This is a genomic window from Paenibacillus sp. S33, from assembly GCF_053615415.1.
The window spans coordinates 1,193,228-1,216,341 of record NZ_JBSIEZ010000001.1 but is presented as its reverse complement, the minus strand read 5'-3'; the positions used below and the strand labels follow the sequence as shown (position 1 = coordinate 1,216,341).

Here is a 23,114-nt window from a genome sequence, read left to right as displayed (position 1 = left end):
GCAAAAGAGCGAATTCATAAAAAGTAAGACCGCATTCTTTAATTTCCGTCAGCTCAAATCGACAATGATAAACTCCAGAACGCCAACTATGCCAAATCGTTATATCTATCGACAGCAAAAGGGTGTTTTCAGGCCCTCATGACCATGAAAACACCCTTTAATTGTTGTGAAGACAATCTTTGCTCTTGTTGTTCTACACTTTTTCGCGATCCTTGCCTTTGTCGGATTGCCCTGCATTTTTATTGGCGGCATCCCGATCCAGCTGCATTTCTTCAACCGTCTTCACCTTAAGTCGTGCTGCTCCCTCATAAGGTCGGGTTGGAATCAGATCGCCTGCAGCCAGACGTTGACGCGCCTCGGCAATCGCTGCTCCGTATTGCGGCAGCCATGCTTCCTGCGCCACCAGCATTTCATCAACCATCTGCCAAATTTCTTTCGGATTACACACCGCGCCCACTAGCGGATCCATCATAAACGCTTGCCGCAGCAGCTTATCATCTCCGTGTACAGCCGCTTCGACAGCCAAACGCTGGACGGAAATACTTACATTGCAGACGGCAGCAAGACCAAGCGGTAGGTCTCCTACATGTGGCATGGAGATACCATTCCGATCCACGTATCCAGGCGCTTCAATAATCGCGTCGTCTGGCAAATTGGAAATCACACCGTTATTTACGACATTAAAATGCCCCCGGTATACACGTCCGGTTTCCAGACCTTCGATAATGTATGAACCATGCTCTTCACCGCGATTTTCCGCCTTGTACTCCAATGGGTCTTCTTTCATCCAGTTAGGGAAATCTGTTTCAAACCAATTACGTCCTTCTGTACATACACGCAGATAGCCGCCTGTTTCTCCGTTGATCCAGCTGCCTAGATCAATCCAGTCCATAATTTCATTCGGACGCTTCCGGTACCAAGGTACATATTCACTGAGATGACCATTCGACTCTGTGCTGTAATAGCCAAAACGACGAAGCATGTCGATGCGTACCTTTTCGGTGCGGCTATATTCGGGATGTTTTTCAAAAGCCTCCAGCAGTCCGGCTGTCAGATCCTTGCCTTCATGTGACGCCTGAATGTACCACGTCTGGTGATTGATTCCGGCACACACAATGTCCACATCCTGCTTCTCCAGACCATACACCTCGGCAATTTGGTGATGCCCATGCTGGACGCCGTGACATAGACCGATTGTACGTACACCACTGTACTTATTGCAGGCCCACGTCACCATCGCCATGGGGTTCGAGTAGTTCAGCAGCAATACATCCGGTGCACTTAGCTCGCGGATATCCTTGCAAATCTCCAGCATTTCAGCAATGCCGCGCTGACCGTACATAATGCCTCCTGCACACAGGGTATCTCCCACGCATTGATCCACGCCATATTTCAGCGGAATATCCACATCGGTTGCAAAGCCCTCTAGCCCGCCAACCCGGATCGTACAAATGACGTATTTGGCGCCCTTTAAAGCTACTCTTCGGTCCGTAGAGGACTGTATTTGTATCGATAAACCGTTCTCCCGAATATCCCGTTGGCACAGCTCAGTGACCATATCCAAATTGTGCTGACTGATGTCCGTAAAAGCCACTTCAATATCATTAAATTCCGGCACCGTTAACAGATCTCGTAAAATTCCACGGGTAAAACCGATGCTTCCTGCTCCAATAAACGCTACTTTAAATGACACGGCATTCAACCTCCGGTAATTAGAATGGGTATATACCGTCATTGTAGCAATAGGTCCGTAGAAAGCGTTATCAAAATCATGACCAGTTTCGTATTTAGGTGTCAAAAATCCTAACTTTCGCATCAATAAATGCTGCTTGCCGTTGACGATAGCTGCCTACGCTTCTTTTGTTGCTGTATAATGAGTTAAGTCTCTAAATATTTACAAAGGAGCAATACATGTCAAACCGTAAATGGACATTTATCCTTATCCCCGTCTTTCTGCTATTTGCCTGGCTGCTCTTTCAGTTCACTCTGTCTTCTTTTCAGATTCACCAATTTGCAGAGTTATTGAAGACGATTTCTCCAAAAGACGGGGTTTCCGATACAAAAGTCGTACTGATATCACAGGAGTTGGATAATTATTACTGGCGGTCAATCGAACAAGGAGCCCGAAAGGAAGCGGAACAGTACGGTATGCGGCTCGATTATATCGGGCCGGACCGCATTAATCCGTCTGAGCAGGTCAAACTGCTGGATAAAGCGATCGCCAGTAAGGCGGATGCAATTCTGGTTCAAGGGATAAATGATCCAGAGTATCGCCGATTAATCGACAAAGCAGCCGGACTTGGCATCCCCGTCATCACGATCGATACGGATGAACCAGGCTCCCGTAGACTAGCTTACGTGGGAACGGATAACGAAGGAGCAGGAAAACGGATGGGCGCGCTGTTAGCGAAAGCCTCTGGAGAGCGTGGCGACATCGGAGTTATGATCAGTAGCGAGCGTGTAGAGAATCAGCGACTCAGGCTTGCTGGATTTCGTTCCGTGATCGGTCGCTATCCCAAGCTCCGCATTGTGGAGATTCGCTCCTCAAATATTTCACGGCTTCAGGCAGCACAGCAAGCTCAGAACATGCTCACCCGGTATCCTCAGATCCGCTACATGGTCGGATTCAGTGCGCTGGACGGCCTTGGCATTCTGGAAGCCTCGGAGCGGCGCGGCGCGCGGAGTTTGCAGATTTTCGCTTTTGACGATATGGCCGAGACGTTGGAAGCCATCAGAGATTGCAAAATTGAACTGACCATTGTTCAACAGCCAGAGGAAATGGGGGCTAAGGCCATAAAATTGTTGAATGATTATCTAAAGGGGAATGCCCCTCAGGAATTAACATACACCAGGATATATGAGATGCATGCGGACACTCCCGACAACATGACCGGAGATGACAGACGATGACGATCAGAACGAAGCTGCTTCTGTTCATCCCTCTTCTAGTTGTGTTCGCCAATATCATCGCTTATTTTGTATTCCAAAGCGGAAAGGTCGTACAACAGAGCTACGATGAAATGCTTGGCCGAATTCTCCTCATTGAGCAAACCTCCGAATCGGCGGAGAGCAACTTAAAGCTCCTATATGCCTATCTGCTTAATCCAAGAGGCGATAAGGCTGTGCAGGGTCCGACAGAATACCAATTAATGCAGTTGAAAGCCAGAATTCAGGAAGTCTCCGACTCGACCGACCCTTCTTTCGCCGAAGAGGACTACATGAATCTGTTGGCCACATTTCTTGAACAGAAACAAGCCGCAGTTCTGGATGCAAAGGCACAAGAACCTCAATCGGCTTTTGAACATTATATTGAAGCGGAAAAAACCGTCAGCTATATTCATGAGGAGGGTCAGCAACTGATCGATGCTGAACTGGCTTATTACCGGCCAATCATTGAGAACATCCGGAACAAGAATGAGCGAATGAACGGATGGGGAGTGGCGTTGTTCGGCATGAACGCGCTGATGGGGGTTTTGCTTGCAATCTGGGTCTCGCGCAGCATTACTGGCCCTGTCGGCAGACTTGTCGGACTGGCGAAACGAATCGCCACAGGTGATCTGAATATTAGGCCCCAACCGCGACGGGATGACGAGCTAGGCGTACTGTCGGACGCCATTTCGCAAATGTCCACCGATTTGAGCATCCTTATCGAGAAGGATAAACAGAGCCTGGAAATGCGGCGGCTTGTGAAGGAACTGGAGCTTCTGGCTCTGCAAAATCAAATTAACCCACACTTTTTATTTAATACCTTAAATGTGCTCTCCAAGCTGGCGATCCTGGAAGGGGCGGAGAAAACCAGCGACCTGATCGTTTCGCTGTCCAATCTGCTACGGTACAGCCTGCAGAAGCTGGACAAACCCGTAACTCTCCAGGAGGAACTGGATCATATCCGCGAATACGTAACCATCCAGCAGGCGCGCTTCAGGGACAGAATTCGCTTTGATCTTCACTTTGACGCTTCCGTACTTCAGCAGCAAATTCCGGCCCTGACGATCCAGCCATTTATTGAAAACGCTTTTCTTCATGGTGTGGAAGATATGGAAAGCGGAGCCATTATCGTATTAACGCTGTCGAGAGCGAACGAAGATGTACAAATTGAAATTTCGGACAACGGAAAGGGCATGACGGAGGAAACCCGACTGTCCGTACTCCGTCTTAAAGGCGAAGCCGAAAGCGGCAGTTCAACAGGACTTGGAATGCAAAATGTGTTTAGGCGGCTGCAGTTGTTTTACGGAAAGGAAGAAGAAATGGTTGAAATCAATAGCAATATCGGACGAGGTACTACCATAACCATACGAATTCCAGTCAAGAAGGAGAGTGAGCGGACTGATGTATCGGTTGTTGATCGCGGATGACGAGGCTTTGGAGAGGGAAGGACTGGAATTGACGGTGGAACGGGCGATGCCGGGGATATTCCGGTTTATTCATGCTGGCAACGGCCGCATGGCGATTGAATGCGCGGAAGAGCACCGTCCCCATATTGCCATTCTGGATATCAATATGCCCGGAATTGACGGGCTTGAAGCGCTTCGTGAATTAAAGGAGCGGCTTTCCGATACCCGATTCGTGCTCGTCACTGCCTACGATTATTTTGCCTATGCCCAGAAGGCGCTCTCTTTGGGCGTAAAAGAATATATTTTGAAGCCGGCGAAGCGAGAACTCATCATCGGCACTTTGAAACGACTGATTGAAGAAATTGAGTGCGAGAAGCGGGCACGTACGGAAGAATTGGAGCTTAGGCATAAAATCTCACAGTTAATGCCGCTCGCAGAAAATGAGCTGGCTTTAATGCTTATGGTCGACCAGACCGTGGATTCGAGCGCTTCCCAGCTATCAGAATGGCTGGACTTTCCTCTTGATCAGGGAAGCGCCATCATTGCCGCCTTTGACGGATATACGGACGAGCAAGATAAAAAGAAAATTTACGACCATTTCCGAAGCTATGTAAAAACGCATGGCCCGAATGCCATTGTAAGCTCTTTGATCGACCATCATGTAGCCACTTTTTTACGCAAGCCGCCTGTCACCAGCGAAAACGACTGGCGCCAGTTGGTTAAACACCTCGTTCAGCAGCTTTCCGAGCTTGCCCAGCAGCAACTTGGTATAAAGACAGCCATTGGAATCGGATCGCTGCATAGCGGCGAGGAAGGACTTCGCAAGTCCTATTTCGAAGCCGTTTTTGCCTCCACCCTACGCAAACGGGATGGAGGTTACTGCCACTTTGACGAACTGAAGTCATCAGAGGCTGGAAACGCTTCTTTGCTTGCCATCAAAGCGGAGAATGGAATGTTTCAGCAGACGTACGTCATGTCAGCACTGCAACGGATACGCGAACAGCGAGAGGTTCAAACACTGACTATGCTGGGTAGGGCGAAAATGTATATCGAGGAACGGTTCAACGATGATCTTTCGCTGGAAGAAGTAGCTGATTTTGTCCATTTGAATCCTCACTACTTCAGCAAAATTTTCAAACAGGAATACGGAGAAACATTTATCGACTTCGTAACCCGGCTGCGGATTGATAAAGCCATCTCTCTGATTAAGGCCGGTAACCTTACTCTTAAGGAAATCAGCTTTGAAGTGGGTTACAAGGACCCGAACTATTTTAGCCGTGTCTTTAAAAAGATAACGGGCGTTCCTCCCACTGAGTTTAAAGGCCAAAAATAGTGAGATTCATCCATGCCGACTATCGGCATGGATTTTTTTAAGCTCGAATGACAAGGTAATGCTAGGTTCAGCCCCTCTATCTCCGATTCGGGAACCGAAGCCAAAATCGTGCATGAAAAGGTCCGTTTATTGAAGACGATAACTGGCCTTTCTTTTATAAGCGCATGTTATACTTCTCCTCGAAGAACGGAATGAGGTTCCAGAGATCTGGAGGGGAGATGATCATATGGCAGTAATCATCAATAATGAAAGCGCTCAACAGAAAGCGCTTCAATCAGAAAAGCCCAATATGCTTTTTGTGACGTTGGTATCCATCGTAGCTGCGCTCGGAGGCATCCTGTTCGGTTTTGATATCGCGGTTGTTTCGGGAGCAGTCGAATTCCTACAGCAGCGTTTTTCGCTGAGCGAATTTCAGGTTGGTTGGGCCGTGTCAAGTCTGATTGTCGGGAGTGTCACCGGAGCGGCTCTCTCCGGCTACATGAGTGAAAAGATCGGCAGAAAGAAAGTATTGCTGGCCGCCGGATTTTTATTCGTCGTCGGCTCGATTTGCTCTGCGCTTCAAGACTCGTTCACCGGGTATGTTATCTTTCGCATGATCGGCGGCATTGGCATAGGAATCACTTCCACCGTTTGTCCGGTGTACAACGCGGAGATCGCTCCCGCCAAATACCGAGGCCGTTTGGTTGCTTTAAATCAGTTGGCGATCGTAACAGGGATTTTCCTGGTTTATTTTCAGAATTCGTGGATCGTCAGCATGGGGGATGAAGCCTGGGGTGTCTCAACAGCCTGGCGCTGGATGTTCGGAGTGGGAGCCGTTCCCGGACTGATCTTTATGCTCTTGATGCTCTTCATACCCGAAAGCCCGCGATGGCTTATTAAACAAAATCGGCCTTATGAAGCGCTACCGATATTGCTGAAAATTCACGGTGAAGAAGCCGCTAAGCAGGAAGTGCTTGATATCAAAGAATCATTCAAAAATGAGAACGACTCATTGAAGCAGTTGTTTGCTCCCGGTATTCGGGTCGCTCTCTTTATCGGTGTTATGCTCGCCATTATGCAGCATATTACCGGCATTAATGCCATCTTGTATTACGCGCCGGTTATCTTTAAAGGAATGGGACTCGGTACGGACGCTTCTTTGACCCAAACCATTTGGATCGGGTTGATCAATGTGTTGTTCACCATCGTATCCGTATGGCTGATCGACAAAGCGGGACGAAAAGTCCTGCTGATCATCGGCACCTCATTGATGACCTGCTGTTTGGTCATTATTGGAGCCGCATTCAAAATGGGTTTGACCACCGGACCGCTCGTACTCATCATGATATTGATCTACGTGGCCTCCTATGCTATATCGCTTGGGCCGATCGTATGGGTCATGATCTCAGAGATCTTTCCGAACCGCATTCGCGGCAAGGCGGTAGCCATCGCTTCGATGGCATTGTGGGCCGGCGATTATCTAGTATCGCAGGCATTCCCTCCTCTGCTGAGTTCAGCCGGCCCGTCCAATACCTTCTGGTTATTCGGAGCCATCTCGTTGTTCGTCGTAGTCTTTATATGGCGCAAGGTTCCCGAAACCAAAGGGAGATCACTTGAACAGATGGAAAATATGTGGCTTGGGAAATGACCCAACTTTAGCCACGCCCTCTGAGTCATACCGACCTTAAATCGGCAATGGTTCAGAGGCTTCTTATTATCAGCTCCCATCCTCCTCCGCATAGTTCCTCACATTGCGCTCCACAGTTGAGCGGTATTCTACAGGGGTTTGGCCTGTGTGCTTTTTGAACAACATATGAAAATACTGCCTGCTGGCCACGCCTACATAATCGGCAATTTCTTGAATGGGAATGTCCGTTTGCTGAAGAAGCATACGGGCCTTGTCCATTCGCAGCATCGTTAAATACGCGGTGAGCGTTAGCCCAGTATGTTTTTTGAAAATACGGTGCAAATAACCTGGGTGCAGATTCACGGCTGCCGCCATGTCCTTAACCACAATATCTCGGTCATAGTTTAGATGGATAAATTCAATGCATCGTTTGATGTACATATCCGTTTGCTGCGTGTTGCTGCGCTCTGCCTCTTCCCGTAGACGTGCAATTCGTACTAGCAATTGCATAAAAAGCATCTCGGCCATTGCACCCGGCTGTTCTTTTCGTTGGTCCAGCTCCAGCACGAGACTTTTCAGCGCATAATATACCTCTTCCGGGTCCGATAGTACCAAATACGGGAACGGACGTGACATGAGCGTCGTGACCTCCTGCTCCTCTGCTGCCATTTGTCGGATAGACGGTCCTACTCTCACTCCCTCCGAAAAACCAAACTCTACATTTAGCATCCGGCACGGTTGTTCTCCTTCCACCACCAGTCGATGCGGTACACCTGCGTCTAGCATAATAAACTCGCCTTTACGCAGCGTGATGCTTTCTTCCACATTCTCTCCTGTTTGTACATCTACCCTGCAAAAGCCGGAAATCATGTACATAATTTCGGTAGAATGATGATCGTGGTAAGACATGGTATAGTCATGCCATTGCTTGTAATAGTAAGCAAAAAAACGGGGAATATAATCCCCGTCACGCAGCCGTGGCTCAAACAGACTTCCGTTCATCCCCGCACCTCCACAAAATAGATAAGGCTAACACAGCAACGTATCTGCAACCGCTCTATTTTCACAGTTTAACAGACTGAGCCATGTACTTCTATTTCACTCCATCGGACGATCTGGAATCCTTTGGATTACGGTAGGGGACTCCTGCCTAAAAGGTTGGGGATTTATCACTTTCTGGACTTAAATACTGAATCAACATTCCCACAAATCGGTTAGCAATTTGTATATCCTCAAGTTCGTTGTTCCAATCGTCCTTGGACGTCAGACTCATTTTCTGAAGTATACCCATCATAGACGTGAAGATAAAATGAGCGGTCTTTAAGGGTTCCGTATCAGACTTCAATGATCCATCTTGGAATCCAGCTTCCAGAGCATCCATCAGGAAATGTCGTTCCTTTCCCCTGCTAACAAAATTTTTGTACTGTTCTTTGAGTTCTTGATTTGAATCATAAGCTTCGTAATGCAGATCGAATAGAAGAATAAACTTAATGTATTCTGGATGTTGCCAAGCGTAATCAATCCATGCATCAAGCATCGAAGTAAGCATCTCCTTCCCGCTCATTTCGGCTGAAGGTGCCCTTCTCACAAATTCGGTCATGCTCTCCAGGATTTCCATCTGAACCTCAAAGATCAGTTCGTTCATGGACTGAAAGTGCTTATAGAATGTGACCCGGCTTACACCAGCCACGTTGCATACATCCTTAATATTAACTTTGAGAAAGCTTTGCTTCATAAAAAGTTCCTTCGCAGCAGCAATGAGCTCTTCCCGATTTTTGTTTTTCAAATTCTGGTGCCAGTTCTCAGTCATTAGCAACCATCCGTTTCTCATTTTTTGGTTTTTGTAAGGTTAAGAAAAGGGCAGATGCAAGAATAAGGGCACCAAAAATATAAGGAATATGAATGTGCTTGTCAAACAACAAACCCGCTAAAATAGGCCCCAATATATTGCCTAGGCTGGTATACGTCGTATTCAATCCGGCGGCATATCCTTGACGATCACCAGCTGAGTTCGCGATCATTGTACTTACGGTTGGCCTTAGGAAGGCATTAAAAGCAAAAAACAGTGCCGATACCGCCAGCAAATAACCTAAATTGATCTTAAGTAACATTAACAATAAAGCGATGGCTGTCATGATCAAAGAGAGACGTATTAGCCTCATCTCTCCAAGTCTCTTGATGAGATAATCGAGCAGCCAAATCTGCACAACGATGCCTATAATTGCACCAACCGTAATGATCATTGAGATTTTAGTGGCATCAAAACCGTATTTTCGTTCTACAAAAAGAGCATACACTGTTTCGTAATTCATCAAACCTAATGTCATGACCAGAATGAGGAGGAGATAACGAAAATAGGATGTCCGAAATGAATTTAGGATTTGGCTGCGAATTGGCTCCCGGCGGCCCCATTGGCTAGCGGGTTTTCGTTTTTCCTTGGGTAATGTCTCTGGCATACACAAGCTAAGCAGCGTAGCTACAAGTCCAAGTCCACCAGCAAAAAAATAGGGCACCCTGATGCCAAACTCAGCGATCATACCGCCTAAACCCGGACCAAGCACCATACCCAAATTCATGGAGGCGCCCAAGTATCCCATTCCTTTAGCTCGGGTTTCAGAAGTGGTAATATCAGCGACGTAGGCCATATTGGAAGGAACCATTAGTCCAATACCTATCCCCCCGATAAATCGGGCAATATATAGAAGAGGCAATGTCGTAGAAACAGCAAACATGAGATCCGAGATGACGGTTAAAAACAGCCCCGTTATGATCATGGATTTTCGTCCCCATCTATCCGAAAGCTGCCCACCTAGGGGCGAAAAAATAAACTGAGCTGCTCCAAAAGCGGCAATAAGATACCCCGCAGCAGCTCCTGCCGCATTAAATTGTTTCAAATATTCAGGCAGAATGGGAATCACCATACCTTGACCCAATAAAGCAATAAACAAATTCAGCATCAGAATGAAAAGTGGAAATGTAGCAGACTTAGGTAAGCTGCTCATGTTTGTAACCCCCTCCAACCATTTACACTATGTAACCCTTTACTATGTGTAAAATAAAAATACAAACCTATTAAGCCTAGCTATTGGGCTCCTGTTTTGCAAACTCCTGTAACATGCCTCTTATTTGTTCTACCAATTTAGCAGGAGCTTTCTTGGGTGAACCCGTGTCAAACGGAGGCTGAGGATCGTATTCCAAAATCAGCTGGACTCCTTTACTCATGTCTTCTCCCAATTCCCAAGCTATTAACTGGAGTGCCATATCAATACCAGAGGAGACACCGGCTGCTGTAACCATTTTGCCCTGACGAACCACTCTCTCATCTGTTGGAATGGCTCCAAGAGATTGGAGCAGGTCTAAGGAACCCCAATGACTGGTGGCTACGGTTCCATTTAACAAGCCTGCTGCGCTCAAAATCAAAGAGCCGTTACAAACCGACGTGGTCCATTTCGTAGTTTCATGTATTTGGCGAATCCAATTCAACGTTTCTTCATCATTCATTGGGGTTTTATAATTTGGCGGACTGCATCCAGGAACAACAAGAATATCAGCTGAATTAACTTCAGAAAAACTGTAATCGGCATGCAAATAACCCATATTTGAGTCCAGCTTGATTAACCCTTTTTGCTTAGCGACAAACTTCACTTCACATTTCAGTGTAGCAGCAAACACATCGTATGGACCTATTGCATCTAACGCTGTAATTCCATCGAAAAGCATGATTGCGATTTTCATGATGCTCTCTCCTTTGAAGTGGGATTTTATTCTTGCACACCTATACTAACATACATATACGGGGTATGGGTATATTCGATGATGTAAACCTTTAATAGTACGTACCTGTAAAAAGGCATACTTAAAAAGGGCCACCCCGGGGTAGCCCTTTTTAAGTATACCTGCAAAGCTGTTAATCGCGAGCCGCTTAAGAGCTTTGCTTTCTCAACTGACCATAATATAAATCACTGTAAAAGCCTTTGTGAGCCAGCAGTTCATCATGAGAACCCTGCTCCTCCAGACGGCCATCCTTCAAGACCAGAATCCGGTCAGCCTGACGAATGGTATTCAGCCGATGCGCGATGACGAAACTTGTTCGACCCTGCATAAGCCGCTCCAGTCCTTCTTGTATCTTCATCTCTGTAATGGTGTCAATGCTGCTGGTTGCCTCGTCGAGTACAAGGATAGAAGGGTTGGCCAAAATAGCACGGGCAATAGCCAGCAGCTGTTTTTGCCCTTGACTGATGCCGCTGCCGTTCACTTCCAGCACCTTGTCGTATCCGTCCTTCATCCGAATGATAAAGGAATGGGCGTTGGCCAGTTTCGATGCTTGTTCAACCTCCTCATCGGTGGCGTCCAGTCTGCCGAAGCGGATATTTTCACGAATCGTCCCCTGAAACAGGAAGGAGTCCTGTAGCACAAATGCCATGCGGGAACGCAAGCTTTCACGCCGGATGGTAATAATGTCGCGCCCGTCCAGTGTAATCGTTCCCTTGTCGGGGCTATAGAATCTGGAAAGGAGCTGGATCAGTGTCGTTTTCCCTGCCCCGGTCGGGCCGACTAGTGCGATCATTTCACCAGGTTTGGCCTCAAAGGAAATACCTTCCAGCGTAGCGCTTCCCTCATCATAACCGAAGGAAACATCCGTAAACCGCACCGCCCCCTCTACATGCCCTACTTCCACTGCCCCGCGTTCATCCTTGGACTCTTCATCTTCATCCAATATTTCAAATACACGCTCAGCTCCGGCAATGGCAGACAGCAGGGTGTTCCACTGGTTAGCCAAATCGTTCAGCGGTCTGGTGAACTGGCGGGCATATTCTACGAATACAATAATTGTACCTATAGTAATGGAGCCGCGAATGGCCAAAATCCCACCGATCCCCGCTACAATAGCAAAGCTGAGATTATTCAGTCCGTTCATCAGCTTCGGTATGAAGCCTGAAATCGTTTGGGCCCAGAAACCCGACAGCCGAATACGGTCATTACGCTCGCCAAAACCATAGATGACTCTCTTTTCCTGCGAAAATGCTTTAATAATCTGCTGCCCGGACAGCGTTTCTTCGATGTATCCGTTCAGTTCGCCCACATTCTTCTGGCGTTCCTTATATAAGGGCCCGGTACGACGTGTGATCCAGCGCATCCCGGCAGCCATTAACGGCACCACGATAAAAGTCAGCAGGGTCATCAGCGGGCTTAACCACAGCATCACCGTGAGTGTACCGATTAGCGTCAATATGCTCGAAAAAATCTGAATCGCGGAGCTGTTCAGCGTAGAACTGACATTTTCGATATCATTGGTCAAACGGCTCATGATCTCTCCCTGCTGACGTTTGCCGTAGAAAGGAATCGGTAGTCGATGCAAATGTGAAAACAGATCGAAACGCATGCGGTACACCGTCTCTTGGGCAATCTCGATCATCCAGATATTTTGCAGCCAGGAGGTCAGCGAGTTGAGCAGATATACAGCTCCTAATCCGATAAGAAAATAAATCCACGTGCGTCCACCCGGACCTTCGAGAAAATCATCCACCGCTACGCCGACCAGATATGGACCCAGCAGAGCTAGCCCGGAGCTGAGCAGGACTATGAACAGTACCAGCATCAGTTTGGCCTTACGGCGAGCCAGATAAGCCCATATCCGTCCTAAGGTGCCAAACCAGTTCTTCGCTTTGGCCTTGTGGCGTCCTTCAGCTCCCGCTGGATTTCGCAGCACACCAGACGGCGGTGTAGGCTGACGGAACGGTTCAATGAGTTCCTTGAACATGCGACTCCTCCTTTCCATATTGTGATTCATAGATACGCCGATACAGATCCGAACTATCCATGAGATGCTCATGGCTTCCACTTGCCATCAGGCGACCCTCATCCAGCAGTAAAATCTGATTTGCCGATGCGGTCGAGCTGATCTTCTGCGTAATGAGAAATGTCGTGCAGGACAGACCATCGAGTGCATTCAGTAGTGCTGCTTCTGTCCCTACATCCAGCGCACTTGTGCTGTCGTCCAAAATCAGCACTGCCGGCTGGCGCACCAGTGCGCGGGCAATCGAAAGCCGCTGTTTCTGTCCGCCAGACAGATTGACGCCACGCTGCCCGAGCATCGTGTCATAGCCTTGCGGCAAGCGTTCAATCATATGATGGATTTGCGCCATGCGTGCGGCTTCCTGAATTTGCTCCAGGCTGGCATTCTCCAGCCCCCAAGCAATATTATCCCGAATCGAGCCGGTGAATAGCAGTACCTCCTGAGGGACATAGCCAATCGCCTCTCGTAATATGGACGCATCCAGTTCACGAGCGTCCTTTCCGTCAAAGCGCACATGACCTTCATCTTCTTCATACAGACGTGTAATCAACTGCACAAGTGAGGATTTTCCCGAGCCAGTGGCCCCCATAATAGCTATCCGCTCGCCCGGTCGCGCCCTAAAAGAGATATCCTTTAGTACAGCCAAATCACTGCCCGGATAATGAAAGCTCACCCGGTCCATTTCCACTTGTCCCTTAATCCGTGTATGATGTGTTGAAACAGACTCCATCTCTGACCCATCTTCATTAGATGTGTCCAATATCTCTCGAATCCGCCCGGTAGATGCAGTAGCTCGGGAAAATACAACAACGATACCCGACAAGGCAGACAAGGCTCCTATCGTCCGCAGTGAATAATTGACGACTGCGACCACCTGTCCTACACTGGCATCCCCAGTGGAAATTTGGCCGCGTCCGAACCAAAGTACTGCAATAATCCCTGCATTCATCGTAAACAAAATGAACGGCATCGTCGTTTCTGTCCAGCGGAGAGCGGATACCGTCCCTTTCATCAATTCGCCTCCGTAATGGGCAAAACGTTCGATTTCATGCCGCATCCGCACAAAAACCCGGATGAGTCGGATGCCTGTCAGATTCTCCTGAATCACTCCGTTAACGTCATCCAGGCGACGCTGGACACCCTTAAATAAAGTGACCGTTCGCCGCATCATCACCAGCACAAACACGAACAGCACCGGGGCCATAACCGCCAATAGCAGCCCAAGCCTGAAATGTACAACCAGTGCCATCACAATACTGCCGATGACTACAAGCGGAACCCGTGTCATAAACCGCAGGCTCATAAACACCGTATCCTGTACTTGCGTGACATCCCCGGTCAGACGCGTAATCAGCGACGAAGTGGCAAAACGTTTAAACACAGGATACGAAAAAGATTGCACTTTACGGTACAACTTTTCCCGCAAATCATAGCCGAAGCCCTGACTTGCATGTGAAGCAAAAAAAGAGCTGGATATCCCCGCCATAAAAGCGATAACGGCACTCCCCACCAGTACACTGCCCCATAACCAGACGACGGACAAATCCTGCTGTCGGATGCCCTCATCAATGATTTTAGAGATCAAATATGGCTGCGATAGCTCTACCGTCAATTCCAGCAACATCATCACGAGCGCTGCGATGGCTGGAACCCGATATTTTTTTAGAAAAGAAAACATCATTCCCACAAGCATTCCTCCAATTGCCCATAGCCGTCCTTCCAGATCAGCGTGTCATGGTTATAAGATTCGAACCTGTCTGCTGTAAAACCATATATACGCACTTTATACAGCACTATATTTTATTATACCCTTCTGAACGGCTTCGTTTAACCAGCAAATTGGAGACTCGGGTTGTGAAATTAAAAGATATACAAGAAAGCGTTCCAGTCACGGTCACACTTACCGGACGGGAACGCCTTTTCGTTATTTCGGCAGCTCTGCCGGATAATACTGCAGCCAGCGCCTTAAATCCGCGCTATGGATGACACGCTTGGGATCTTCACCGACTAGGCGAAGTCGCTCCAGCACAAACTTGATTTCACCGGAGCCCGCCTCGATTCCTTCCTGCTCCAGCATATATTGAACTGCACTTCTGCCCGAATGCTTGCCGAGTACGAACGAATGGTCAGTGCCCAGCTCGGTTGGATCAAGGGTCTGATAGGCGGCACGCTCCTTTAGCAGACCGTTGATATGTATGCCGGATTCATGGGCGAATACCATGTCTCCCACAATTGGCTTGCCTTCAGGAATGATTCGGTTGGAGGCTTTGGACACCAGTGCAGCCAGCGGGTTCAGCAGTTCGGGACGGACGCTGCAGGTTCCTTGATATAGGTCCCTCCACGACATCACCACTTCCTCCAGCGCCGTATTACCTGCCCTTTCCCCGAGGCCCGACACTGTGGTACTGGCCCAGACAGCTCCCGCCTGCAAAGCTGCCAAAGTATTGGCAAGCGCTAGACCATAATCATTATGACAGTGAATCTCAAGCTCCACATCCTGCGGCACGCGCGATACAAGCCTGTCTATACGGGCAGCTATCGCAGCGGGATGGTGAACAGACAGCGTGTCGGCATATCTGAAGCGCCGGATACCATCCCTATAGAGCTGATTCGCCAACTGCTCAAGGAACAGGTCATCTGCCCTTGAAGCATCCTCAAAGCCTACGGAAACAGTCAATCCTTTACACTGACCGTAATCGACAGACTTGCGGATCAGCTCTGTCACCTGCTCAGGATTCATACCCAGCTTGGACTTCATCTGCACCGTCGACACGGGAACCGAAATATGGGCCCAGCCGACGCCTGTCGATTCAGCTGCATCAATATCCGTGAACACCGCGCGATTCCAGGTCATTAGTTTCATCTGAAGTCCGAGAGCAGCAATCCTGGCAATAGACCTGCACTCCGCCTTTCCCATTGCCGGAATTCCGATCTCAGCCTGCTCCACCCCCGCCGAGTCCAGCATGATGGCAATTTCAGTTTTCTCCTCGGCCGAAAAGGCAACGCCCGGAGCCTGTTCTCCGTCACGAAGAGTCGTATCACAAATATGCAACTGACTCATCTATATCCCCTCCCGTTCCGCAGCAAGGACAACACGGGTTGCGTTTGACTGCTATGGTGCAGCTGCTCATATCCAGCACATTCATACGGTACATACGGTCAGTGAACAGATTGCCCGCATCTGTAATCCATTTGACCGCCTCCAGCGCAGCCATACAGCCAATCAAACCCGATGTGGCTCCCAGAACCGGGAATCCCAGAGGCTCCCAGGGCTGTCCGCCTTCCGGGTAGAGACATTCCATGCATGCCGTCCTACCGGGATCAATGGTCATCAATGATACTTCATAGGCGTACATGGCCGCTTCTATCATCGGTCTGCCATGTCGAACACATAGTCTGTTCAGCGCATATCTTTCCGGAAAGTCATACCGTGCATCAATCACGATATCCGCCGCTTCTACCCATGGTCGAGAGGATTCTTCCGTGATTCTGTGGGCGTGGCCCTCAAGTTGGGTCTCTGGGTTAATACGATGCAAATGCTGCAATGCCGTCTCCATCCGTTCCTCCCCGATTCGTCCGCTGTCCATCAGCACCTGCCGGTTCATATCAGGTAGATGGATTACGCCCTCATGGGCCAATATCAGCTTTCCCACTCCGGCAGCGGCCAGGTACATGGCCGCTGTCCCTCCCAATCCTCCGATGCCTGCGACCATAACAGTAGCTTGCTTTAGCTTGTTCTGACCTTCCACTCTCAGCAGCTTCAACTGGCGTCCGTATCTACTGTCTTCCAGCAGCTGTACCATTCGTCCACCCCCTCCATGTGCGGCTACCCCCTTTTAGATATTCGTTCCACAAGATCTTGACACCATATCTGGTTGTTCTTCGGTTGTTCTTCCTTACTGAAGGCTCATGATCCGGCTTTGCCGCTGCCCTCCTCAGCGTGCAGGATTTTGGCAAGCCACATGGGCGGATTGCGAGCCAGCATATTCTGGAGACGCTGAACCTGCTCCTCAATGGTGCTACCGAAGGCCACCTTCACAGGCATAATGGTCCGTTTGGTCACCTGTGCGGCGGCCGAAGCGCCAATCTGTACTAGGAAGATCAAGGCACAATCCTCGATCAGGACAATGCGGCTGGCGATCTTACCCGCTTCGTTCTCATCGCTTCCCTGGGCTATCCGCCGATGCTCCAGGAACTGGACGCCTGAGTGCCGGATTTCGAATACAGTGAACATAGGACTCTGCCCAAAATGAGCATTCACAAGCACACCGTCTTCTGTCGCAAATGCAACCTTCATCCTCTCCTCCCCCTCTCGGCAAGCAATACATTGCCTACTTTGTTCACCCACTCCATGGTTCCACGGTATCCGACGCTTACGGATGTGTGGGCGCCCAGCTCGTCATACACCGGCAAGCCTGCCGGCACGAATGAGGCGCCAGCCCGTGCCGCTCCCTTTCTTCCATGCGAATTGCTGATCCACAAATCAACGCCCTGCGCGCTCTCCTCTGCATCATCCAGATCACCGATCCAGACTTCCCGTTCTGTCTTTTGCAGTGCAGGCGTGCTGCAGGGTGTAATTAGCCGCTTCAGTTCCACTCCCATCTCCTCCAGCCAGGCTGCGGTCGACAGCATATGATCCGGTTCTAGCGCCACTACAGCGGAAGCGCCGGAATAATAGAAATGGGCATCCAGCATGCTGTCCAACAGATTTTCACGCTGCCAGCGGAAGCGAACAGGGGCTGGCTCGCGGCTGATTTTCTGCAGAAAATGTATGAACGCATCGCTCGCGGCCAAGCCAGACAGACCCGTGAACAAGTGGTAGGGAATGCCTGCGGCATGAGTCAGCCTGCGCGCCGGACGCTCCATGCTCGCGCCAATGGCAATGGTGCAGGAAGACTCCAGCATCTGGCAGGCTGAATCCAGCGGAGTCCCCCCTCTCGTCAAAGGGGAAAAACCTGTCAGCAGGTGACCGGACAAGGAAGTGGAGATATCGGGGAGTGTGATAACCTCCAGGCCGAAGGAAGCGATAATATCCTTGATTTCCATGACATCTCCGGCAGTCAGATAAGAAGCCGGCAGCAGATTGACCTGCGTCCGGCGCTGTTTTTTGGGGGACTTGCCTCCGGCTAACCCGAGTACGGCATCCATTAGCGACTCTACTGTACTGCTGTAGCCCGTCTCCAAAGAGCCGTGAAAATCAGGCAGCGATACAGAAAACAGCAGACTATCCTTCAATGCCCGTTCTCGCTTGAACGCCTTTACCCTAGACTGAAAATCAACGCCTGCCACCTCGGTGAGGGCCGTGCTGATAACGCCGATGACATCTGGATGGTGTTTGGACCAGATATGATCCAGCGCCTCCTCCAGATTCCGGTCTGCATCAAATATAACGTCCATCTCTTGCAGCGCAGAGGTCTGAACGGCAATCGGCTCTCGAAAATGGCGAGTCAGCAGTGCCTTGGAGAAGGCCGAGCAGCCCTGAGCGCCGTGCAGCAAAGGCATTGAGCGATACATCCCCTGCAGAGCTAGCACGCCGCCCAAAGGCTGTCCTACCTTGAGCGGGTTGACACTGACAGGCTTCGTGGCGGATTTAATCGGCAAATTTCGTCTCCTCCTCCCATGGAGCCAATTTGGCGGTCAGTTCCCATACCGGATGCTGTAGCGTATGCACAAGCTGTTTCGCCAGAGATAACAGCCCGTCATAGCCCGCATAGGCTTTGTGCCGTTCTTGATTGATGTCCACAAAAGGAATTTGTTCCTTAAGCGCCATATACATGTTCCGGCCCCCGGCAATGACCATGTCTGCCTTGCGGCTCCGTACGGTCTTGAGAATCTGCTGGGCGCCGCCTTCCGGGATGTATTCCGCATCATCTCCGATACGGTCAGCAATCCGAGATACATCCTCGGCAGTGCTTTTGTTCGTGCCTACACCAACCACCTTAATGCCCAGCTCCTGCAAAGCCGTAATGACAGACCAGCTCTTTACACCCCCGGTATAGAGCACTGCCCGCTTTCCTTTCAGCTGCTTGCGGTAGGGTTCCAGCTCCAGCGATAGCCTCATTTCCTCCCGTGCGGCCAGCTTATCCACCCGTCGCTCCACATCACGATCTCCGGTCAGGTAAGCCATCTGTCGCAAGGAATAACTCGTCTCCTTTGCTCCATAAAATGAACCTTCAAAATAAGGAATGCCGTATTTACGCTCCATTTGGACTGCCAGACCCAGCAAAGCCCGGCTGCATACGACCATATTGGCCTTGGCACGATGCGCCCATCCCACCTCACGGAACCGACCGTCTCCGGTAATTCGGGACAGGATACTCATTCCCGCCTGCTGCATCAGCCGCTCGATATGCCACATCTCGCCGGCGATATTGTATTCCCCAATGAGATTGATATCATGGGAGGTTGTCTGTTCCGGCTCGGTGCTGCCGATAATATGCTGGAACAGCACGTCTCCGGCCAGCCGGGTCCCGAGATTCTTGCTGCCCACAAATCCCGGGCTGTTCACCGGAATGATCGGCGTTCCCAGCTGCTCTGATTCAGCCTTGCAAACTCCCTCGATATCTTCACCCGTGAGGGCTGTGACGCATGTGGTATAGACGAATACAGCGGGAGGAGCAAAGCGGCTGACAATGTAGCGGATCGATTCATGCAGCTTTTGTTCACTACCAAAAATGATGTCCTGTTCTCCAAGATCAGTAGTGAAGCCATACGCCGACAGCTCCGGGCCGCTGGACAGGCTGCCTCTGCTCTCCCAGCTATTGCCGAGACACGCAATCGGCCCGTGCACCAGATGAGCCGCATCTGCAATGGGGATCAGTGTAATCTGGGCCCCGTCAAAGGAGCAGCCACCCGAAGCCTCCCCCGGCACAGGCCGGGGACAGGGCGTGCTTTTGGGAATTTTTTTGCCGCAGGATACCTCCAGCCTTCCGTTAGACACAGCCGGCTCCATCCGCAAACCCCCTTATTTCAGATAGAATCCATTGAAATCACAAGCCAAGCTGTCAACTTCCATCTACGCGATACAGCAATTAGCGCACTAGATCAAAGCTATGATCCGGAGCCTGCTCCTCCATGACATCCAGTACGGTATTCACGAATTGGGTAAGCAGATTCAGCGCACCCTGGTAGCCGATAATCGGATAACGATGCAGATGATGCCTGTCGAAGATCGGAAAGCCCACACGGAGCAATGGAATTTTCGCTTCTTTCGCCGCGAACTTCAGGTGGGAGCTACCAATAGCCAGGTCTACTGGGTCCTGGAACAGCAACGAACGCATATGCCACAAATCCTGACCGGAATGAACCGTGGCTTCTGCACCGTAAGGGCTGGACTTCAGCAGAAGCTCTGCTTCCTTCTCAAATTTCCGGTCCCCATTGGAGCAAACAATATGCACCGGCTCCATGCCCAGCTCCAGACAAAAGCCAATCAGGCCGATGAGCATATCCGGGTCTCCCGCCATAGCTACTCGTTTGCCGTGCAGATAAGCATGCGAATCCATCATGGCATCCACAATTCGGGCGCGCTCCTGCTTCAACGCCTCGGGAATTTCTCTTCCAGACAAGCGGCTAATCTCCTCAAGCAACCGATCTGTAGCCCGGATGCCCAGCGGTGTGGAAATGGAGGACACCTGCTGCCCCCAGGTTTGCTTCATATAACCTAATGTTTTACGAAGAGAGTACTGCTGGATCGCCAACGTGCCGGCAGCATCTGCGGCCTTGGGCACATCCTCAAGCGGCGTTCCCCCGTAATAGTAGCTGTACTCTCCAGTAGCCCCTGAATCAAAATTACTGCTGTGGTCACCCAGAATGGTATACGTAGCGCCGAACATCCCCAGCATGCGCCGCATTTCCGCAAAATTGCCTGTATACCCGTCAAACCCGAGCAGTACATTCAGCTTCAATTCATGACCAGGCTGCGGCGTCCGGCCTGACTTGTTATACAGCGTCTCCAGCACAGAGCGCAGCATGGCGTCATAGCCTGTAATATGTGAACCGGAGAAGCTGGGGGTATTGGCAAAAGGAACCGGCATATCCTCGGGAAGGGCTCCCTCCTGACGGGCATTGGCCAGGAAGGCAGACAGATCATCCCCGATCACCTCTGCCATACATGTCGTGCATACCGCAATCATCTCCGGCTGATACAAGGCAATGCAGTTCTCTATACCGTCAATGAGGTTGCGCATGCCGCCGAATACGGCGGCATCCTCGGTCATCGAGGTGGAGACGGCAGGAACAGGCTCTTTGAAGTGGCGGGCAAGATGGCTGCGGAAATAAGCCGTACAGCCCTGTGAGCCATGAATGAACGGGAGCGTTTTTTCGAAGCCCAGCGCAGCCATGACCGCTCCCAGCGGCTGACAAGCCTTGGCCGGGTTCACAACTACGGCTGTACGAGCGAAATTCTTATCCTTGTATTCCTTGGTCTTGGTATACTCCAGGGTGGCGGTAACCTCCTCTGGCGAGCAAGGGGCCTCAAAAGCCCGTTTCTCCTCACGCTGGCGCACATATTTATCCTGCCGAAACAACTGATTGTGATCGACAATGTTGAGACGCTCGCTCATACCGACACCTCCGCAGTCTGCCGAGATGGCAGCAGGCTCCATACTGGACTGTTTATGGTCATATCCATATCACGCGCAAAAATCTTAAAGCCGTCAAAACCATGATAAGGCCCGCTGTAATCCCAAGAGTGCATTTGACGGAAGGGAATGCCCATTTTGTGATACACGTATTTCTCCTTGACTCCGGCGCCCATTAAGTCAATATTCAGCCGCTGGGCCAATTCTTCCAGTTCATATGCCGTTGGATCATCGTACAAAACAGTGCCTTCCTTTACATCGGGAAACGTCTTTTCGTAATCATCCTTATGGGCAAATTCATAGCCTGTAGCCACAATTTCCATACCCAGATCCTCATAGGCACCGATGGTATGCCTTGCCCGCAGCCCGCCAATCAGAAGCATCACCTTTTTGCCTTCCAGACGTGGGCGGTATTTACGGATAACCGCCTCCATCTGCGGCATATATTGGGCGATGACCTGCTCACATTTTTCCTGAATCGTCTCGTCAAAGCGGGCAGCAATCGCTCTGAGGCTCTCTATCGTCTTGGTCGGGCCGAAGAAGTTATATTCCATCCAGGGAATTCCGTATTCCTGCTCCATCGTTGTGCACATATAATTCATGGAACGATGACAATGGATCAGATTGAGCTTGGATTTATGGGCAATTCCCAGCTCATTGATCGTACCGTCACCCGACCACTGCGCTATGACCCGCAGTCCCATTTCCTCCAGCAAAATGCGCGAGGCCCAGGCATCACCGCCGATATTGTAGTCCCCAATAATGGAGACATCATAAGGCCCGCACTCCTTTAGCTCCCGGCGCCCCATCAGAAAATCGCGGATAGCATCATTAGCAATGTGATGCCCCAGAGACTGACTCACTCCGCGAAAACCCTCACAGCGTACAGGAATGACCGGAATGCCCAGCTCCTCTGTCATCTTTTTGGCCACAGCCCCGATATCATCACCAATCAGTCCGACCGGACATTCAGATTGTACGGAGATGCCTTTAGCCAGCGGGAACATCTCCTTAATTTCCCTGCAGATCACCTCCAGCTTCTTATCTCCCCCGAACACGATATCCTTTTCCTGAAAATTACTTGTAATCTGCATAGCGGTAAAATTATCGATGCCCAATACCCCATTCGCATAATTACGTCGGGTACCCCAACTGTATTGCCCGCAGCCGATGGGACCATGGCTAATGTGCACCATGTCTTTAATCGGGCCCCATACCACACCCTTGGAGCCTGCAAAAGCACATCCCCTTGCTGTCATAACGCCGGGCCGTGATTTCATGTTGGACTTGATGGAACAGGTTCCGCAGTTCACAAGCTCCTCATCCGCGATCTCAAAATGCTTGGTCCGGTCCTTCTTGGCCTTCTCGGGATATATCTCCAGTATCTCCTCTACGATCTGCTTTCCCTTATCCACAATACTGCTCATTTGGCCTATTCCTCCCTCCTGCGAGCTGTGCGTTCAGC

General features: G+C 50.1%; 18 protein-coding genes. 4 read left to right on the top strand and 14 right to left on the bottom strand.

Features of this window, described 5'->3' with window-relative positions; all coding sequences use genetic code 11:
• Positions 1–193: 193 nt before the first annotated feature.
• Entirely contained in the window at positions 194–1,693 is a 1,500-nt protein-coding gene (melA, locus tag ACWGXJ_RS05665; protein WP_336077464.1) for an alpha-glucosidase/alpha-galactosidase, read from the bottom strand.
• A gap of 218 nt (positions 1,694–1,911) precedes the next feature.
• Between melA and ACWGXJ_RS05660 the strand changes: the two genes are divergently transcribed.
• The 4 genes from ACWGXJ_RS05660 (at position 1,912) to ACWGXJ_RS05645 (ending at position 7,294) form a co-directional block, all read left to right on the top strand.
• Entirely contained in the window at positions 1,912–2,910 is a 999-nt protein-coding gene (locus ACWGXJ_RS05660) for a sugar-binding protein (RefSeq protein WP_452566369.1), read from the top strand.
• Positions 2,907–4,355 carry a sensor histidine kinase gene (locus ACWGXJ_RS05655; RefSeq protein WP_446674178.1) on the top strand — a complete coding sequence of 483 codons (1,449 nt, stop codon included), beginning with the start codon at positions 2,907–2,909 and terminating at the stop codon, positions 4,353–4,355. Before ACWGXJ_RS05660 ends, ACWGXJ_RS05655 begins: the two co-directional genes overlap by 4 nt.
• Positions 4,330–5,667, top strand: a complete 1,338-nt coding sequence (locus tag ACWGXJ_RS05650) for an AraC family transcriptional regulator (RefSeq protein WP_452566368.1) — start codon at positions 4,330–4,332, stop codon at positions 5,665–5,667. The genes ACWGXJ_RS05655 and ACWGXJ_RS05650 overlap by 26 nt, the downstream gene beginning before the upstream one ends.
• Positions 5,668–5,893: 226 nt before the next feature.
• Positions 5,894–7,294: a sugar porter family MFS transporter gene (locus ACWGXJ_RS05645; protein WP_452566367.1), complete on the top strand. Its 1,401-nt coding sequence runs from the start codon at positions 5,894–5,896 to the stop codon at positions 7,292–7,294.
• Between the two features lie 69 nt (positions 7,295–7,363).
• Here the strand turns inward: ACWGXJ_RS05645 and ACWGXJ_RS05640 are convergent, their stop codons facing one another.
• The 13 genes from ACWGXJ_RS05640 to nifD form a co-directional block, all read right to left on the bottom strand.
• Positions 7,364–8,275, bottom strand: coding sequence for a helix-turn-helix domain-containing protein (locus ACWGXJ_RS05640; RefSeq protein ID WP_452566366.1), 912 nt, complete (start codon positions 8,273–8,275; stop codon positions 7,364–7,366).
• Positions 8,276–8,423: 148 nt separating this feature from the next.
• On the bottom strand, positions 8,424–9,083 hold the full coding sequence (locus ACWGXJ_RS05635; protein WP_348624539.1) for a TetR/AcrR family transcriptional regulator: 660 nt from the start codon (positions 9,081–9,083) through the stop codon (positions 8,424–8,426).
• Positions 9,076–10,275, bottom strand: a complete 1,200-nt coding sequence (locus tag ACWGXJ_RS05630) for an MFS transporter (protein WP_069291243.1) — start codon at positions 10,273–10,275, stop codon at positions 9,076–9,078. Before ACWGXJ_RS05630 ends, ACWGXJ_RS05635 begins: the two co-directional genes overlap by 8 nt.
• A gap of 76 nt (positions 10,276–10,351) precedes the next feature.
• The gene (locus ACWGXJ_RS05625) at positions 10,352–11,008 is read right to left on the bottom strand and encodes a DJ-1/PfpI family protein (protein WP_250259225.1); all 657 of its coding nucleotides are present in this window, start codon (positions 11,006–11,008) and stop codon (positions 10,352–10,354) included.
• Positions 11,009–11,195: 187 nt separating this feature from the next.
• Entirely contained in the window at positions 11,196–13,034 is a 1,839-nt protein-coding gene (locus tag ACWGXJ_RS05620; protein WP_452566365.1) for an ABC transporter ATP-binding protein, read from the bottom strand.
• The gene (locus ACWGXJ_RS05615; protein ID WP_081112485.1) at positions 13,015–14,751 is read right to left on the bottom strand and encodes an ABC transporter ATP-binding protein; all 1,737 of its coding nucleotides are present in this window, start codon (positions 14,749–14,751) and stop codon (positions 13,015–13,017) included. Before ACWGXJ_RS05615 ends, ACWGXJ_RS05620 begins: the two co-directional genes overlap by 20 nt.
• Before the next feature lie 243 nt (positions 14,752–14,994).
• Positions 14,995–16,131, bottom strand: a complete 1,137-nt coding sequence (locus ACWGXJ_RS05610) for a homocitrate synthase/isopropylmalate synthase family protein (protein WP_452566364.1) — start codon at positions 16,129–16,131, stop codon at positions 14,995–14,997.
• A complete protein-coding gene (locus tag ACWGXJ_RS05605; protein WP_452566363.1) occupies positions 16,109–16,873 on the bottom strand; it encodes a HesA/MoeB/ThiF family protein in 765 nt (254 codons plus the stop codon). The genes ACWGXJ_RS05610 and ACWGXJ_RS05605 overlap by 23 nt, the downstream gene beginning before the upstream one ends.
• Before the next feature lie 104 nt (positions 16,874–16,977).
• Positions 16,978–17,367, bottom strand: a complete 390-nt coding sequence (locus tag ACWGXJ_RS05600) for a NifB/NifX family molybdenum-iron cluster-binding protein (protein ID WP_452566362.1) — start codon at positions 17,365–17,367, stop codon at positions 16,978–16,980.
• Positions 17,364–18,671 (bottom strand): nitrogenase iron-molybdenum cofactor biosynthesis protein NifN, encoded by a 1,308-nt coding sequence (nifN, locus tag ACWGXJ_RS05595; protein WP_452566361.1) that lies wholly within the window; start codon positions 18,669–18,671, stop codon positions 17,364–17,366. Before nifN ends, ACWGXJ_RS05600 begins: the two co-directional genes overlap by 4 nt.
• Positions 18,661–20,022: a nitrogenase iron-molybdenum cofactor biosynthesis protein NifE gene (gene nifE / locus ACWGXJ_RS05590; RefSeq protein ID WP_452566360.1), complete on the bottom strand. Its 1,362-nt coding sequence runs from the start codon at positions 20,020–20,022 to the stop codon at positions 18,661–18,663. Before nifE ends, nifN begins: the two co-directional genes overlap by 11 nt.
• A gap of 79 nt (positions 20,023–20,101) precedes the next feature.
• Positions 20,102–21,631 carry a nitrogenase molybdenum-iron protein subunit beta gene (nifK, locus tag ACWGXJ_RS05585; RefSeq protein WP_250267580.1) on the bottom strand — a complete coding sequence of 510 codons (1,530 nt, stop codon included), beginning with the start codon at positions 21,629–21,631 and terminating at the stop codon, positions 20,102–20,104.
• Complete coding sequence (gene nifD, locus ACWGXJ_RS05580; RefSeq protein WP_322173454.1) at positions 21,628–23,076, bottom strand: nitrogenase molybdenum-iron protein alpha chain; 1,449 nt, start codon at positions 23,074–23,076, stop codon at positions 21,628–21,630. Before nifD ends, nifK begins: the two co-directional genes overlap by 4 nt.
• Between the last annotated feature and the right edge of the window lie 38 nt (positions 23,077–23,114).